This is a genomic window from Candidatus Pelagadaptatus aseana (genome assembly GCF_040362265.1).
Taxonomy (GTDB): domain Bacteria; phylum Pseudomonadota; class Gammaproteobacteria; order Pseudomonadales; family Cellvibrionaceae; genus Pelagadaptatus; species Pelagadaptatus aseana.
On record NZ_BAABNJ010000011.1, the window covers coordinates 53,547 to 70,353 of the forward strand.

Annotated in this window: 15 protein-coding genes; 9 read left to right on the forward strand and 6 right to left on the reverse strand. The window is 53.3% G+C overall.

What is annotated here, in order from left to right; translation table 11 throughout:
• The first annotated feature begins 79 nt into the window (after positions 1-79).
• Both phoB and phoR read left to right on the forward strand, forming a co-directional pair.
• Complete coding sequence (gene phoB / locus ACPXV9_RS15080) at positions 80-790, forward strand: phosphate regulon transcriptional regulator PhoB (RefSeq protein WP_423898756.1); 711 nt, start codon at positions 80-82, stop codon at positions 788-790.
• 120 nt (positions 791-910) lie between these two features.
• Complete coding sequence (phoR, locus tag ACPXV9_RS15085; protein WP_423898759.1) at positions 911-2,197, forward strand: phosphate regulon sensor histidine kinase PhoR; 1,287 nt, start codon at positions 911-913, stop codon at positions 2,195-2,197.
• Here the strand turns inward: phoR and ACPXV9_RS15090 are convergent.
• From ACPXV9_RS15090 to ACPXV9_RS15110, 5 genes are all read right to left on the reverse strand, one after another.
• Positions 2,194-2,577: a RidA family protein gene (locus ACPXV9_RS15090; protein WP_423898761.1), complete on the reverse strand. Its 384-nt coding sequence runs from the start codon at positions 2,575-2,577 to the stop codon at positions 2,194-2,196. The genes phoR and ACPXV9_RS15090 overlap by 4 nt on opposite strands.
• A gap of 26 nt (positions 2,578-2,603) precedes the next feature.
• Positions 2,604-4,718, reverse strand: coding sequence for a bifunctional GTP diphosphokinase/guanosine-3',5'-bis pyrophosphate 3'-pyrophosphohydrolase (spoT, locus tag ACPXV9_RS15095; RefSeq protein WP_423898764.1), 2,115 nt, complete (start codon positions 4,716-4,718; stop codon positions 2,604-2,606).
• Between the two features lie 33 nt (positions 4,719-4,751).
• The gene (rpoZ, locus tag ACPXV9_RS15100) at positions 4,752-5,009 is read right to left on the reverse strand and encodes a DNA-directed RNA polymerase subunit omega (protein WP_423898765.1); all 258 of its coding nucleotides are present in this window, start codon (positions 5,007-5,009) and stop codon (positions 4,752-4,754) included.
• Positions 5,010-5,173: 164 nt separating this feature from the next.
• Positions 5,174-5,791: a guanylate kinase gene (gmk, locus tag ACPXV9_RS15105; RefSeq protein WP_423898768.1), complete on the reverse strand. Its 618-nt coding sequence runs from the start codon at positions 5,789-5,791 to the stop codon at positions 5,174-5,176.
• Between the two features lie 51 nt (positions 5,792-5,842).
• The gene (locus tag ACPXV9_RS15110) at positions 5,843-6,712 is read right to left on the reverse strand and encodes a YicC/YloC family endoribonuclease (RefSeq protein ID WP_423898769.1); all 870 of its coding nucleotides are present in this window, start codon (positions 6,710-6,712) and stop codon (positions 5,843-5,845) included.
• Positions 6,713-6,839: 127 nt separating this feature from the next.
• Here ACPXV9_RS15110 and rph point away from each other — a divergent pair, with 127 nt between their 5' ends.
• The 6 genes from rph (at position 6,840) to ACPXV9_RS15140 (ending at position 15,171) form a co-directional block, all read left to right on the forward strand.
• Positions 6,840-7,559 carry a ribonuclease PH gene (gene rph / locus ACPXV9_RS15115; RefSeq protein ID WP_423898772.1) on the forward strand — a complete coding sequence of 240 codons (720 nt, stop codon included), beginning with the start codon at positions 6,840-6,842 and terminating at the stop codon, positions 7,557-7,559.
• A 7-nt stretch (positions 7,560-7,566) separates the two neighbouring features.
• A complete protein-coding gene (locus ACPXV9_RS15120) occupies positions 7,567-8,892 on the forward strand; it encodes an MFS transporter (RefSeq protein ID WP_423898775.1) in 1,326 nt (441 codons plus the stop codon).
• 82 nt (positions 8,893-8,974) lie between these two features.
• Positions 8,975-10,483, forward strand: coding sequence for a YifB family Mg chelatase-like AAA ATPase (locus ACPXV9_RS15125; protein ID WP_423898777.1), 1,509 nt, complete (start codon positions 8,975-8,977; stop codon positions 10,481-10,483).
• Positions 10,484-10,588: 105 nt separating this feature from the next.
• Positions 10,589-12,262, forward strand: a complete 1,674-nt coding sequence (locus ACPXV9_RS15130) for an ABC transporter substrate-binding protein (protein ID WP_423898779.1) — start codon at positions 10,589-10,591, stop codon at positions 12,260-12,262.
• Positions 12,263-12,357: 95 nt separating this feature from the next.
• Positions 12,358-14,376, forward strand: a complete 2,019-nt coding sequence (gene rep, locus ACPXV9_RS15135) for a DNA helicase Rep (protein WP_423898782.1) — start codon at positions 12,358-12,360, stop codon at positions 14,374-14,376.
• 138 nt (positions 14,377-14,514) lie between these two features.
• Complete coding sequence (locus ACPXV9_RS15140) at positions 14,515-15,171, forward strand: hypothetical protein (protein WP_423898784.1); 657 nt, start codon at positions 14,515-14,517, stop codon at positions 15,169-15,171.
• Positions 15,172-15,280: 109 nt separating this feature from the next.
• Here the strand turns inward: ACPXV9_RS15140 and ACPXV9_RS15145 are convergent, their stop codons facing one another.
• Positions 15,281-15,520: an accessory factor UbiK family protein gene (locus ACPXV9_RS15145; protein ID WP_423898787.1), complete on the reverse strand. Its 240-nt coding sequence runs from the start codon at positions 15,518-15,520 to the stop codon at positions 15,281-15,283.
• Between the two features lie 430 nt (positions 15,521-15,950).
• Between ACPXV9_RS15145 and ACPXV9_RS15150 the strand changes: the two genes are divergently transcribed.
• The gene (locus tag ACPXV9_RS15150; RefSeq protein ID WP_423898790.1) at positions 15,951-16,670 is read left to right on the forward strand and encodes a TorF family putative porin; all 720 of its coding nucleotides are present in this window, start codon (positions 15,951-15,953) and stop codon (positions 16,668-16,670) included.
• Positions 16,671-16,807: the final 137 nt, after the last annotated feature.

Genomic DNA, 16,807 nt, shown 5'->3' on the forward strand with positions numbered 1-16,807 from the left:
TTAATGTCATAAATGGTTCATAAAACTGTTATCTAATGCGAAGCTAGTTTTAGTTGAGAATGGATACAGGGTGAGGTTTATGTCTGACAAGACCATTTTAATCGTGGACGACGAGGCCCCTATTCGCGATATGTTGCGTCTGGCCTTGGAAATGGCCGATTACCAATGTCTGGAAGCCGACAACGCTCAGGATGCGCACAGTCTGATTGTGGATCACAAGCCGGATTTGATTCTGCTGGATTGGATGATGCCCGGTACCAATGGCATCGAATTGGCTCGCAGGCTCAAAAAGGACGACCTGACCGCCGACATCCCCATCATCATGCTGACGGCCAAGGGTGAAGAGGACAACAAGGTTCAGGGTCTGGAAGTGGGCGCGGATGATTACATCACCAAACCTTTTTCCCCACGGGAATTAACCGCACGACTCAAGGCGGTTTTGCGCCGTGCTGGCAGCTCGTCTCAGGGTGAGCCCTGCCAGGTGGGCAATCTGCTGCTTGACCCGGTCAGTCACCGGGTCAGTATTGCCGGAACATCCATAGCCATGGGGCCCACGGAGTATCGCCTGCTGGAGTTCTTTATGGCCCATCAGGAGCGGGTCTACAGCCGGGGTCAGCTGCTCGATCACGTCTGGGGTGGCAATGTCTACGTGGAAGAGCGCACCGTGGATGTGCACATCCGCCGCTTGCGCAAAGCCCTGCAGCCTGAAGGTTGTGATCAGTATGTGCAAACGGTAAGGGGAGCGGGTTACCGCTTTTCGACTCAGCCGGCGGCGGCCCCCGTAGTTTGATTGATCACTCTGATTTCTGGTCGATTGACGCAAATCATGTTCCACCAAAATCTAATTAGCGATAACAGGCCATAGCGGACTAAAATAACTGCCAGTCTGATATCAGGAACACAGCAGAGAATGGAATTAAACAGAGGCTTTCCCGCTGAATTTCGGCGGGTCATATTATTAACTCTGCTCAGTATTGCCTTTGGACTGATCAATGGGCAGCTGGAATGGACCTTGATTCTCTGCGGTGGTATCTACATGGCCTGGACCCTGTGGAGGATCCGCCAACTGGATTTGTGGCTTAAGCACAGTCAGAATCCGCCACCCGATTTCGAGGGTATCTGGGGCGAAATCGTCGACAGCATCGTGCGCCTGCAAAATCATCAAAAGCGCGAGCGCAATCGTCTGCAGGCCGTGATCAGTCGCACCCGGGAAGTCACCGATTCACTTCACAATGGCATTGTCCTGCTCGATGCAAACGGCAATATTGATATGTTCAACCCCGCTGCCCGCCGCATGCTGGGGCTCAGGGCTCGGGAATACGGCAGTCCACTGGTTAATTTTTTGCGGCACCCCAGTTTTATCGAATACTTTGAATCTGGCGACTACGACGAGCCGCTGGAGCTTCCGGCGCCGCGCTCGGAATCCACATTTTTGCAACTGCAGGTCAACCGCTTTGGTCAGGGTGAGGCGGCCATTGTGATTCGCGATATTACCCGGTTACAGAAGCTACAACAGGTGCGAAAAGACTTCGTGGCCAACGCGTCCCATGAATTGCGTACCCCGCTGACGGTGCTCAAAGGCTATATCGAAACCCTTAAATACTCAGATGCCTGTCCCAAACCCTGGGAGAAGCCACTTGCACAGATGGAGCAGCAAGCCAATCGCATGTCCGATCTGATCGTCGATCTGCTGTCCCTTTCCAAACTGGAATCGAAAGACAATCAGGAGCCCAAGACCAGCATCAGGCTACAACGCATGCTGGAAAAAGTGGTCGAGGAAGGTGAACTCGTCAGCGGTGACAAAAACCACAGCTTCAAACTGGAGTGTGATCCGGCGCTGCAAATTGATGGTTATAAAAAAGAGCTGCGCAGCGCGTTCACCAATCTGATCACCAATGCGGTCAAGTACTCCGAACCGGGTACCGAAATCAAAGTGTCAGCCAGAATTAAAAACAACAAGGTGCATGTCAGCTTTATCGACCGGGGTGAGGGCATTGATCCGGTGCACCTGCCACGTCTTACCGAGCGCTTTTATCGCGCCGATGACAGCCACAATTCCCAAACTGGGGGTACTGGCTTGGGTCTGGCCATCGTCAAACACATTCTCACCCGCCACAATGCCGAGCTGGAAATTGATAGTAAAGTCGGCAGGGGCAGTACCTTTACCTGTATTTTTGCGTCGGTTGAACCCTTCTAAATTACCATGATTCCGTCAGCTTCAACCTGAGCGTCTTTGGGCAATTGTTTGACCCCGACTGCAGCCCGGGCGGGATAGGGTTGTTCAAAATACTGCGCCATGACATCGTTGATCACGGGAAAGTTACCCAGATCGGTCATAAAAATATTAAGTTTGACGATGTCGGCCAGACTGCCGCCCGCTGCCTCACAAACGGCTTGCAGGTTTTTAAACACCTGGTGAGCCTGATCGGCAAAATCCCCTTGCACCAGCGTCATGGATGCCGGGTCCAGAGGAATCTGGCCTGACAGGTAGACGGTATTATTGACTTTGACGGCTTGAGAGTAGGTCCCAATGGCTTCCGGGGCGCCGTTGGTTTGAATGATGGCTTTATTGGTCACGGTGCCTCCGTTATCGGATTGCTGAATTAATTTTTGTTGCGGGTCACGCTGATGACGTTGCGCATGGAGCGCACGCTGCGGAAGATATTGGCCAGATGAACGCGGTTGTGCACGCCAATGGTCAACTGAATCACACTGTTGTATGCATCCCGTTCGTCGACGCGAATGTTATCGATACTGGCCCCCTGACTGGCAATCCGGGTTGCCAAGGTGGCAATGATGCCCCGTTCGGAGGCCACTTCGGCACGAATGTCCACCAGAAACTCGCCGGTTACCGTGGGTGCCCAGTTGACCAGGCTGACCTTCTCGGGATTATTGCGAATTTCGGTGACATTACGACAGCCATCGCGATGGATAACCAGACCTTTACCCGGGCTGATATGGCCAATAATCGGGTCGCCGGGGATGGGACGGCAGCAGCGGGCAAAGCTCACCATCACGCCATCGGAAGAGTCGATCATCACGGGCGAATAGATGCTCTGGTTGGTTTCTTCTCCAGAGTCCTCACCCAGAATTTTCGCCACCGCATGAGCAATCCGATTGCCCAGACCAATGTCTTCCAGCAGCGCCTCCAGTGACGGTGCGTTAGCGGTGTCGATCAGGTGCTGAATCTCGTCTTCACTGAGTTTGTCAAAATCGATTTTGCGCTCTTGCAGTGCCCGCTCCAGCATGCGCTGGCCCAGCTCAACCGAGTGCTGGTGACGCTGGTTTTTGAGGAAGTGGCGGATACTGCTGCGCGCCTTGGCGGTGGTGACAAAATTGAGCCAGTTGGGATTGGGCTGGGCTCCCGGCGTGGTAATCACTTTGACTTTCTGGCCGCTCTGCAGTGGCTGCGATAAGGGGGCCAGACGATCATTGATCTTACAGGCAACACAGCGGTTACCGACATCGGTGTGCACCGTATAGGCAAAGTCTACCGCGGTGGCGCCGGCGGGCAGCTCAATGATCTTGCCTTTGGGGGTAAAGACGTAAATTTCATCCGGGAACAGATCGATCTTGACGTTCTCGATAAATTCCAGCGAATCACCGGCGCGCTGCTGCATTTCCAGCAACCCTTGAATCCACTGACGGGCGCGGGCGTGACTGCCGGTTGGGGTGTCGTCCGGAGTTTCGCTTTTGTAGAGCCAGTGGGCGGCAATCCCGGAGTTGGCCATCTCGTCCATATCCTTGGTGCGGATTTGCACTTCGATGGGTACGCCGTGCATACCGACCAGCACCGTGTGCAGGGATTGGTAGCCATTGGTTTTGGGGATGGCAATGTAGTCTTTGAATTCGCCAATCACCGGCTTGTAGAGGTTGTGCACGGCACCCAGTACCCGATAACAGCTGTCCACATTGTCGACAATAATGCGAAACGCATAGACGTCCATGATTTCTTTAAAGGACTTCTTCTTATTACGCATTTTTTTGTAAATGCTGTAGAGGTGCTTTTCCCGTCCGATCACCAGAGCGTTGATGTTTTCCTGCTCCAGACGCAGCTCAATGGCGCTCTGGATTTTTTCCACCAGCTCTTTGCGGTTGCCTCGCGCCGCCTTCAGGGCAGTTTGCAAGCGCTCACAACGCAGCGGGTACATGGCGGAAAAGCCGCGATTTTCCAGCTCCAGTCGCACGTTGTTCATGCCCAGACGCTGAGCGATGGGGGCGTAGATTTCGAGGGTTTCCTTGGCGATGCGGCGTTTCTTTTCCGGGCGCAAGGCGCCCAGAGTGCGCATGTTGTGCAGGCGATCGGCCAGCTTCACCAGAATGACGCGGATGTCTTTGGCCATGGCCAGCGCCATTTTCTGGAAATTTTCCGCCTGTTTCTCGGCCTGAGATTCGAACTCGAACTGGGTCAGTTTGCTGACGCCATCGACCAGCTCGGCCACGGTTTCGCCAAACTGTTTGGCGATGGCCTCCTTGGGAACGGTGGTGTCTTCGATCACATCGTGTAGCATGGCGGCCATCAGGCTCTGATGATCCATGTGCATGCCGGCCAGAATGTTGGCGACTTCCAGAGGATGGGTTACGTAGGGTTCGCCGCTACGACGCATCTGCCCATCGTGGGCCTGCTCGGCGTAAAAATAAGCGCGCTTGACGCGATTGATCTGGGAGGGTGCCAGATAGGAGGAGAGCCGGTGGCTCAGTGACTCAAGCGATTGCATGCTGTGTTGCCATCCCCCTAACTAGTTGAGGAATCAGAGCTGAGGAGCGGCGTCGTCGAGAACAACGTTTTCAAATTCTTCAGGCTCTTCCTTCTGGGTCAGGATGCTGGCGTTGACCAGACCTTCCTCGATTTCGCGCAGGGCGATCACGGTTGGCTTGTCGTTCTCTTCTTCTACCATCGGGTCTTTGCCACCTACGGCGATCTGACGAGCGCGCTTGCTACTCACCAGCACCAGCTCAAAGCGGTTATCTACAAAGTCCAGACAGTCTTCAACGGTAATGCGTGCCATAAAAATTCAAGCCTTTCATAAAAAATATAAAGCGGGGTGAGCGTCAAATCGCTCGAAACAGGCCATTGCCCAACAGTATTGCAGTCACAGCGGATAATTTCACTAAGAAATCAGCCATTTGGGGCCTATTTTTAAAGGCCGGCCAGTGTACGCAAAACAACCAGTCAGGACAATAGCTCTGCCAGTAATTCCTTGTGCCTCTGCTGTTGGTTTTGCAGCGCAGTACGCTGACTGAGGAGGATGGACCGGAAGTCTTGCAGAGCCTGATCAAAGTCATCATTAATGACGATAAACTGGCCTTCCACATAGTGTGACATTTCGCTGATGGCTTCCTGCATTCGGCCATTGATCACCGCTTCATCGTCCTGGCCGCGACCGGTCAGGCGTCGGCGCAACTCCTCGCGCGATGGGGGCAGGATAAAAATACTGATGGCCTCAGGAATCAGTTTGCGCACCTGCTGCGCGCCCTGCCAGTCGATTTCCAGGATCACATCGGTACCGCCAGCCAGAGTATCTTTGACCCACTGAGTGGAGGTGCCATAAAGGTTGCCAAATACCTCGGCGTATTCCAGAAAAGCGTTGTCTTTGGCCATGGCGAGAAAGGTCTCGCGCTCAGTAAAATGGTAGTTGATGCCATCGGCCTCACCGGGACGCATGGCGCGGGTGGTGTGGGAGATGGACACCTGAACGCCATCGAGGTTGTCGATCAGCGCTTTGACCAGACTGGTTTTGCCGGCACCCGAGGGTGCGGAGACGGTATAGAGGGTGCCTAGTGAGCTCATATCAATTACTGCAGCCTTGTTTCACTCTTTAGTGGTTGTCCCGGAAAGGGATTACTCAATATTTTGAATCTGCTCGCGCATCTGTTCAATCAGAACTTTGATTTCCACGGCAGCCTGGGTGGTGTCTACCACGATGGACTTCGATGACAGGGTATTGGCCTCGCGGTTGAGTTCCTGCATCAGAAAGTCGAGACGCCGGCCTATGGCCCCCTTCTGCTTCAGGGTGCGGCGCACTTCGGTGATGTGGGTGTCGAGCCGGTCCAGCTCTTCATCCACGTCGGATTTCTGGGCCAGATAGACCATTTCCTGTTCCAATCGTTCGCTGTCGATTTCCGCTTGCAGTTCATTGAGCTTGTCGCGAAGGCGATCTTTCTGGGCCTGCAAAATGGCAGGTAATTTTTCACGAATAATAACGACCTGCTCGGAGATGCCGTCAAGACGCTGCTCGATCAGGTGCTGCAACTCGGTGCCTTCGCGCTGGCGGTGCTCCAGCAGCCCCTTGAGCGTGTGCTTGAACAGACTCAGGGCCTGATCCAGCAACTCGTCGCGATCCAGTTCCTGCTCCACGATCACCCCGGGCCAGCGCAGCAAGTCGACCGGATTGATTTGGGCCGGGTTGCTGAGGCTTTGGCTCAGCTGTTCGGAAGCCTTGGCCAGTTGTGCTACCAAAGGTTGGTTCAGGGCCAGTTCCGAGCTGCTGCCCTGTTGCTGCAGCTGGTAATTGAATGCGACTTCCAGTTTGCCACGAGACAGGGCTTTGCGCAGTTCATTGCGTAGCTGGGGCTCCAGTTCGCGAGCAATGTCGGGCAGGCGAAAATTGGGTTCCAGATAGCGGTGGTTAACACTGCGCACTTCCCAGCTAATGGAGGCACCAGAGAGCTGAGCCTCCTGGCGGGAAAATCCGGTCATACTGCTTGGCATGGAGTCGGGTATCCTGATTCAATAAAGTCGTTAAAATTATGTGGACATCTGTCGGGCGGGTATAATGGCAGATCAATATCTTCTTGTCAGCGACAAGCTCCCTGCACAATCTCCAAGGATTTACATTATGCAAAGACCCAGTGGCCGTTCACCGGAACAGCTTCGTCCGGTTCGTATTACCCGCAACTTTACCTGTCACGCCGAAGGCTCTGTTCTGGTCGAGTTTGGTAACACCAAAGTTATCTGCACCGCTTCTGTGGAAGAAGGTGTGCCTCGCTTTCTGCGCGGTCAGGGTCAGGGTTGGGTCACAGCCGAGTACGGCATGCTGCCCCGCTCCACCGGTACCCGCATGGGCCGCGAAGCCGCACGTGGCAAGCAGGGCGGTCGCACTGTGGAAATCCAGCGCCTGATTGGCCGCTCCTTGCGCGCCGCACTGGATCTGGAGCAGCTGGGCGATAACACCATCACCATTGATTGCGATGTGATTCAGGCCGATGGCGGCACTCGAACCGCATCGATTACCGGCGCCTGTGTGGCACTGGCCGATGCCATCAGTTTCCTCAAGCAAAATAACAGGATCAGCGGTGAGCCTCTCAAGCGCATGATTGCTTCGGTTTCTGTGGGCATCTATGAGGGTGAGGCGGTTCTGGATCTGGATTATCCGGAAGATTCCAATGCAGAAACCGACATGAATATTGTTATGGCCGACGATGGCGGCATCATCGAAATTCAGGGTACTGCTGAGGGGGAGCCTTTCTCTGAAGCCGAATTCGCCTCGATGATGGCGTTGGCCAAGCAGGGCATTACCGAACTGAATCAGTTACAGCAAGCGGCGCTGAGCGAATAACTTGGTAATGAGTAAACGCCTGGTTGCCGGCTTGCTGCTGGCGGTTTCCCTGCATGCTTTTGATGAGCTGGTGCTGGTTATTGCTCTGCCCAATATTGTCGCTGAACTGGGCGGAGCCCAGTGGTATGGCTTGTCATTGGCTGCCTATATGATCACGTCGCTGGTGGCAGTGGCATGGGCTGGCGACTGGATTGACCAGCATGGCCCCGGTGGCATCTTTGGCTTTGCTCTGCTGATTTTCAGTGTCGGTTTGGGGCTGGCGATTCAGGCACCGAATCTACAGACTCTGATTGCCGCACGAATGCTGCAGGGGCTTGGCGGTGGTGTGGTCTGGACGGTGGCTTATTCCGTCATCAATCGTCTGGCCGCGGTTGAAATCAAATCACGGATGGTGGCTATGCTCGATTCCGCCTGGTTATTGCCCTCCCTGCTGGCACCGGTGGTCGGCGGCTTGTTGGTGGATTATCTCAGCTGGCGCTGGATCTTTATTCTGCAAATTCCCTTGGTGGCATTGATCGCTCTGTTGGTTGTGCCCCAGTTGCGAGCGCTGGATTACGAGCCTCAGCAGCCCTGTTATGACTCCCTGAAAAATGCGTTGCAAATCGGTTGCTGGTCGCTGTTGATATTCTGGGTGGTATCCGAGCCGATGGGTTGGTTGTGGCTGTTGCTGCCAGTGGCGCTGGTGGGTATCTGGCCACCGCTCAACCGGGTGATGCCCGAGGGTTGGCTGCAGCTCAGGAGCCCTCTGGCCGTTGCGGTTGTGCTACTGGGGCTGTCGTTTTTTGCCTTCTTTGGTATGGAAACCTTTATGCCGTTGTTTCTGATTGAGGAGCGAGGGTTTTCTACCTCCAAGGCGGGCTTGTTATTCACCTGTGCTGCTTTCACCTGGGTGATTGCTTCGTTCGGGCAGTCCTGGCTCGACCAGCGCATTTCCCATCAGCGCTCCATGTTGATCGGCCTGCTGTTACTGCTGATCACGCTGGCCATTATTCTGCTGACCTTGATTCCTACTGTCTCCCCTGGCTGGCTGTATCTGGCTTGGTGTCTGGGAGGGTTTGGCATGGGGTTGACCTTTAACGCCGCTGCCACTGCTGCGATGCTGGCTACTCGTGACGGCAAAGAGGGGGCAACGGCTGCTGCCACAGGGATGGCCGAAACTCTGGGCATTGCCCTGGCCGGAGGCATTGGTGGCGGCATCAAAAATCAGGTGACTTTTCAGGGGGGCAGTCTCAGTGATGCCCTGCTGTTGATCTGGTTGTCGATGGGCGCGGTGTTACTGTTTTGTCTTCTGATTGTGTGGCGACGCTTCCCCCGCGAGAAACAATGGTTTTAGGTATTCTTCCATACCTGTGTCTGGTGTTGGTCTGACGCCTGAAGAGTCAGACTGTCTCGATTTTTAAGCATCGGGAATCGCCATGTCACTGGCCATTGTCTATAGCCGCGCCAATTACGGCATCGAAGCGCCTCTGGTTACGGTGGAAGTGCATCTTTCTAATGGCCTGCCGGCGCTGTCCATTGTGGGTATGGCCGAAACGTCCGTGCGTGAAAGTCGCGACCGGGTGCGCAGTGCCATCCTCAATAGCCAGTTTGAGTTTCCGGCACGGCGCATTACCATCAATATGGCGCCCGCCGAACTACCGAAACAGGGGGGCCAGTTTGATCTGGCGATTGCCCTAGGGATTCTGGTGGCATCCGGTCAGGTGCCCGAGGAAAAGCTGCAGGATTATGAATTTGTCGGTGAGCTGTCCCTCAATGGCGGGCTGCGACCGACGGCAGGCATCCTGCCCGCGGCTCAGGCTTGTGGCGCGCAGCAGCGGCGCTTGATCTGTTGCGCGGAAAATGGCCCGGAGGCCTCCCTATGTGAGGCCACCGAAGTATTGAGCAGTCACTCGCTGTTGGATGTGGTGGCGCATCTGTTTGGTCAGCAGCCTCTGTTGCCCCATCCGCCGGTTGCCTACGCCCCGGACGCCCAAGCGACTCTCGATCTGAGTGAAGTCAAAGGCCAGCTTCAGGCCAAGCGGGCGCTCGAAATTGCAGCGGCAGGACAGCATCATCTGCTGATGTTTGGGGCACCGGGCACGGGTAAGTCGATGCTGGCTTCGCGCCTGCCTGGATTGCTGCCGGTGTTGACCCGGGAGGAAGCCATGGAGGTGGCGGCGATTCAGTCGGTTTCCCGGCAAAAGCCACAGGCACCTCTGGGTTACCCTGCACGACCGTTTGTGGCGCCGCACCATACCGCTTCTGCCGCCGCGCTGGTGGGCGGCGGTCCACAGCCAAGGCCGGGGGAAATATCGCTGGCCCATCGCGGGGTACTGTTTCTGGATGAGCTGCCGGAATTCCAGCGGCAGGTTCTGGAAGTGTTGCGAGAGCCCCTCGAGAATGGCTTTATCAGGGTGTCCCGGGCTGCGGCACAGATGGAGTTCCCCTGCCGTTTTCAATTGGTGGCGGCGATGAACCCCTGTCCCTGTGGTTACTGGGGGGATGAGCGCGGACGCTGTCGCTGTACTCCGGATCAGGTCAATCGCTATCGCGGCAAAATTTCAGGCCCGTTATTGGACCGGATTGATTTGCACATTCCGGTTCAGCCTCTGGCGTCTGGGGATTTGTATCGACCGGTAACAGGCGAGGATTCTCCGCAGATTGCTGGGCGCGTAGCGGTGGCGCGCAGCATTCAGTACCAGCGTCAGGGTTGCTATAACGGTCAGTTGCAGGGGCAGAAATTGATGCATCACTGTGCCTTATCGGCGCGGCAGCAGAGTCTGCTGGAGACTGCCACGGATGCATTGGGTTTGTCCGCCCGGGCTTTGCACAGGGTGTTAAAAGTGGCACGCACCATTGCCGATCTGGCGGCCAGAGAGGCGCTGGAGGATAACGATATTCACGAGGCATTAAGTTACCGGGTGCTGGACAGGCAATGTGGCTAAAATATCCCCCGTTTGTGGCTGGTGACCGGGGGGGTCATTTTTTAAACTGTGCTTTTTGGTGCGAGTAAGGTTCCCATGAGGCGCTCTGGCAGGTCATTAAGCAGTTTGTTGCAACATCTCGGTCTTGCCCTGTTGCTGATCTGTGCCGCCGCCTTCGCAGGGGCTCAGGAGCAAAATGGTCCCGTGGTGCTGCAGTTGAAGTGGCTGCACCAGTTTCAGTTTGCCGGTTACTATGCCGCGCTGGAGAAAGGTTACTACCGCGAAGCGGGTCTGGATGTCGTGATTGAAGAGCGAACCCAGGGCCTGACGCCCGTCGACAGTCTGATCAGTGGTCGGGCCCATTTCGCAGTGAGTGACAGCGGTGTTCTGATCTACCGGGCCAATGGCGTGCCTCTGGTGGCGCTCGGTGCGATCTTCCAGCATTCGCCTTCAGTACTGCTGGCGCGAAAAGATGCGGGTATTGAGACGTTGCAGGATTTGAAGGGCAAGCGCGTCCGTCTGGTGACCGGTTATATGAATGCCGAGCTGGTCTCCATGATGGAAAATGGCGGCGTTAAAATCTACGAAGTTGAGTTGATGCCCGGTCTGTTGGGGGTGGATAAAATCATTGAGGGTGAACTCGATGCCATCAATGCCTATATCACCAACGAACCCAGAACCCTGAAGCGTTACAACGTCCCCTACACAATCTTTCACCCGCGGGATTTTGGCGTTAATTTCTATGGCGATATCCTGGTGACCACCGATGGCCTGATTGAAACTCGGCCCGAGCTGGTACAAAAGTTTCGCGAAGCCTCCTTCAAAGGCTGGCAGTACGCAATCAACCATCCCGATGAAATCGTCGACATCATTCTGCTGAAATACAACAGCCAGAATAAATCCCGCGAAGATCTGATGTTTGAAGCCCGAGAGTTGATTAAGCTTATGCTGGCTGATGTGGTACCAGTCGGTTACATGAATCAGTCACGCTGGAATCAGATTGCCGAGGTGTTTCGGGATCAGGGGAAATTACAGGCGAATGTGGATCTGAGCCGTTTTATCTATCAGGAACAGAGCGATAGCGGGCTGACGAGCTTTTTGCTGCAGTACCGTGGCCCATTAGTGTTCAGCCTGTTTTTGTTGCTGGCTCTGGCGATGGTGTTTCATATCTTCCATCTACGTTCCGAAGTGCGTTTGCGCACACGGGATCTGGAAGAGGCTAAAGATCGCGCCGAGCAGGAGGCGCGCACCGATGTGTTGACCAACCTGCCCAACCGGCGGCATTTTATGAAAGTGCTGGAGCGCGACATCAGCCAGGCCGATCGCTCCGGTTCCAATCTGGTGGTGATGGTGGCAGATATTGATTTCTTTAAGGACGTCAACGACCAATACACCCATGCCGCCGGTGACGAAGCGCTCAGGATTATCAGCCTGTGTCTGACGGAGAGCATCCGTAACGGTGATGAAGTCGCGCGCCTTGGGGGTGAAGAGTTTGCGGTTACTTGCCCCAATACCACGATTGCAGAAGCGGCTATGTTGGCAGAGCGGTTGCGTAACAAGGTGGAGCAGCAAGTGGTTGTTTACGATCAACACTCGTTCAGTCTGACCATCAGTCTGGGGTTGGCGCAGCTTGAAACGGGCCAGACCGCCAGTGAGCTATTGCATGAAGCGGATCTGGCTCTCTATGAAGCGAAAAGCATGGGGCGTAATTGCGTCAGGATTTATGAAGCGGGGACTTCCAGTTACAAAACAAAGCTTCGGGAATCGGCCAGTATCACACCCATTAATCGCGGTCAGTAATCCTGGATCATCGGCCGGTTGTACTCCCGGGTCTGTCGTCTGAGGTAAGCCATTGTTACAATGCTCCGCCTTTGCCGCTCTGATTCCCCTGTTCTATGACCAACCTCAATCCCCGTCAAAAAGAAGCTGTTCACTACATTGATGGACCCTGTCTGGTGCTGGCCGGTGCAGGCAGCGGCAAGACCAGTGTGATTACCCGAAAAATCGCCTATCTGGTGGAGGCCTGTGGTATCCCCGCCAGGCACATTGCTGCCGTTACCTTTACCAATAAGGCGGCCCGAGAAATGAAAGAGCGGGTAAGTGGGCTGCTCAAAGTGGGGGGCAACAATCGCGCCAAGGGACTCACGGTTTCCACGTTCCACAATCTGGGTTTGAATATCATCCGGCGTGAATATCAGACGCTGGGATTCAAGCCCGGCTTTTCCATTTTTGATGCGGAAGATGCCAAGTCATTGCTGAAAGAGCTGATGATGAAAGACGGCGATCTCGACAGCGATCATCTGGATTTGGTGCAGCATCAGATTTCCAACTGGAAGAATGATCTGTTGGCCCCGGACACCGCATTAAGCAAGGCCGGTAGCGCCGGCGAAGAAAAGATTGCCCATATTTACAAACGCTACAATCAGGCTTTGCTGGCCTATAACGCCGTGGATTTCGACGACCTGATTTTAATTCCGGCACAACTGTTTTTGAGTGAGCCCGAAGTACTGCAGCGCTGGCAGCGCAAAATCCGATACTTATTGGTGGATGAATATCAGGACACCAATTCCAGCCAGTACCTGCTGGTAAAAATGTTGGTGGGCGATCGTGGCAGTCTCACGGTGGTGGGGGATGACGATCAGTCCATTTACGCCTGGCGAGGCGCGCGCCCTGAAAATCTGTCGTTGCTCAAGAAGGATTTTCCAACGTTGAAATTGATCAAGTTGGAGCAAAATTATCGATCCACCAGCCGCATCCTGAAGTGCGCCAACCATCTGATTGCCCACAATCCCCATGAGTTTGAAAAACAATTATGGAGTGAAATGGGTCTGGGAGACCCGTTGCGATTGTTGCGCTGTGCCAATGAAGAAGCGGAAGCGGAACGGGTCGCTACGGAAATCTTTTTACAGCGGCAACAGCGCAGTTGTAAGTTCAGCGACTTCGCGATTCTTTATCGCGGCAATCATCAGGCTCGTCTGCTGGAAATCAAATTGCAGCAGCACAACATTCCCTACAACATCAGTGGTGGCACGTCGTTTTTTGCCAAGACGGAAATCAAAGACATCATGGCCTATCTCCGGCTGTTGGTGAATCCGGACGATGACAATGCGTTTCTGCGCATCATCAATACGCCCCGTCGGCAAATAGGCACAGGGACTCTCGAAGCTCTGGGGCGCTATGCGACCGAGCGCCATATCAGTCTGTTTGATGCCTGCCAGGAGCTGGGCATTCAGGGCCATATTCCCAAGCAAAGTCTCGATCGCATCCAGCGCTTTATCAAATGGTTTACGGGTGTCGCCGCGAGTGCCTTGAACGGTGACGCTGGCTCGGCACTGAGAGAAATGGTTGATGACATCGACTACGAATCCTGGTTGCACCAGAACGCCAGTTCTCCCACCGTGGCCGAGCGCCGACTGGAAAATGTCTATTACCTGCTGGAATCCATTAACAGTATTATCGAGCGCGATGACGCTGAAAATGGCGATGGCAGCCTTGAAAGTGCCATCAAAAAATTGATGTTGCGCGATATGCTCGAACAGCAGGAGGAAGAAGACAATTTCGATCAGGTACAGATGCTGACTCTGCATGCCTCCAAAGGTCTCGAATACCCGCACGTGTTTATGGTCGGTATGGAAGAGGATCTGTTGCCTCATCGCGTCAGTATCGAAGAAGACAATATTGAAGAAGAGCGCCGCCTCACTTATGTGGGTATTACCCGGGCGCAGCGCACTCTGACTTTAACCATGGCTGCCAAGCGCAAGCAGTTCGGCGAAGTGTTTGAAACAACACCCAGTCGCTTTCTGGATGAAATCCCGGAAGAGGATATGGAGCGCGAGGGTTTTGGTGAGAACTGCCCTGAGCGTAACCAACAAAAAGGTCGGCAGACCCTCGACAATTTGCTGAGTGGTCTTTAGGGTATAGCCCAGTTTATTTCACATTGTTGTCATTCCGAGCGAGCGCAGCGACGAGGAATCTCCCGATGATGGTGTGATATTTAGAGATCCCTCGTCGCTGCGCTCGCTCGGGATGACATTGAATAAGAGTTGTAATCAATGAAAAAACTTTTGCTGGCTTCTGCCATTTTGTCTCTTTCCCATGCTGCTCTCGCCGATCGAACTGCGATTGGTGACGATGGCCGTGAAATTCGTTTAAAGGAAAATGGCTCGTGGGAATATATTTCCAACGACCGCTTTGCCACCAGTGAAGACGGCACCCGTGTTCGTTTGAAGGACGATGGCAGCTGGGAGTTTATTGGCAATGCGCCGATGCAGACCGAGGAGCAGGTGCGTACTGAAAATCTTGATTTGACTCTTGATCGGGTGATCACCGAATACATAAAAGAAAAATCCGGACCGAAAAATTATCAATACAAATCACAGACAGTTTTTTATCTGGATCTCGATGTCTCGAGTTACGGCGCCGAAGTTCAATCCAAACTGAATCAGTTTGATTTGATTAAGGCCGTTGACGATAAGAATACCGAGTACCCGGTGATTGCTGTTACACCTTCCGCAACGGTTTTCAAGTCAGGTCAAAAATATAAATTGGCGATTCGCGTTGATGGTTCACCCGCCGGCAGTATTGTTTGGGGGACCAGAAAGCTTTATCTGAAATTTGATCCGGCGGTGTTTGGTAATGGTTCTGAATTGAGTTTTATGATTCGCACCAATGAAATTAAAAAAGCGCAGGTGAAAAAATTGCCCAAGTAAGGCATATGCCATCCTGAGACGCAAAGCGGTGAAAGATCTCTTGATACTTGGACGACTTAAGAGATCCCTCGTCGTATTGCTCCTCGGGATGATAGTAACCGACAAAGGATTATTGCTGCTCCGCCAGTTTTTCCAACTCCGCCAACTGCTTTTCCAGGGCCTCGACCTTGGCCCGGGTTCTCATCAATACCGCTTGCTGGGCATCAAACTCTTCCCGCGACACCAGATTTAACTTGTGCAGCACGCCTTCGAGTGCCGCGCGTAATTCCCGTTCGGGCAAATCGGTGACTTGGGACGGGATGGCATTTTTCAGTTCACTGAACACAGTGCGTGCAAGATTTTCCAGCATAAGACGTTTCCGTTGAATATCCACAATAAATTGAAGCGCTTTGGTGCACAGTGTACCGGAAAACAAGCGGCATTCCCGTAGTGAATCTGAAGTTTCATTATTAGTTATCGATAAAACTGTCATATTTACTTCATAAACCTTGAGGGTTGCACCATTGCGGTGCTATAACTTTGTTGTCCCTGAAGAAAACGCACCAAAATTGAGCTCCGGCGCGTTTCTTTTTTTGTGCTCCTGCCACTAAATAGCGCAAATATGTTGCAACTAATTGAAAAATAACAATTTTTTATAATTGGCAAGCAATGTGCAGTATGGGGGCAAGTCGATTGAGCTGATCTGACGATCAAACAACTACAGAGATCAGCCGGTCGCAAAACTTGAACTTTAAATCTGGACTTTAAGTTCTAAAAATCATTAAGAGAGGAAACACTCCATGAATAAAATGACCAAATTGGCTGCGGCCATTGCTTTGGCTTCCGGCGCTCTGTCTGCTCCAACTATGGCTGTTGAGCTGTCTGCGAATGCCGGTTTTGTAACCGATTACTACTTCCGTGGTGTAAACCTGGGTGATGCCGGTGCTTACGGTGGTTTGGATGCTGACCTGGGTGCAGGTTTCTATGCTGGCACCTGGATCATCAGTGACAACGGTGGTGAAGATGGCGCTTTTGGTGATGCTAGTGATCCAGATACCAACGATGATGGTCTGGAAACTGACTTCTACGTAGGCTGGGCGACTGAATTTGAAAATGGCCTGGGTCTGGATATCGCATACAACCGCTATGAGTACACCTACACCTCTGATTACGAAGATGAGTATGTAATCAGCGCTGGTTTTGCCGGCTTTGGTGTTTCTTACTTTGATGGTACTGCGCACGGTGAAGAAACCGGCGGAACTGACACTGACTATGATGGTTACACCTTTAGCTGGAGTGGTGAAGTATTCGGTTTCTTGTACGGAAGCGTTGAAAATGACGAGACTGATGACAAATCTGGTCACGATTGGATTGAGCTGAGTGCTTCTGGCGAAATCGCTGGTCTGGACGTAACCGCTGTTCTGGGTAAAACCACAAATGTTGAACTGTCCGATAGCACTGACGGTGAAAGTGGTGACGGCTACTTCTTCCTGGACGTAAGCAAGTCCTTCGATCTGTAAGATCACCCGGGTTTAAAACCTAAAAAAGCCGGGTGATATCACCCGGCTCTTTATCCCAAAAAAGACGCGGTGGCAGCGTCTATTAAAGGAGCTCAAAATGAAATTAGTAACGGCTATTATCAAGCCTTTTATGCTGG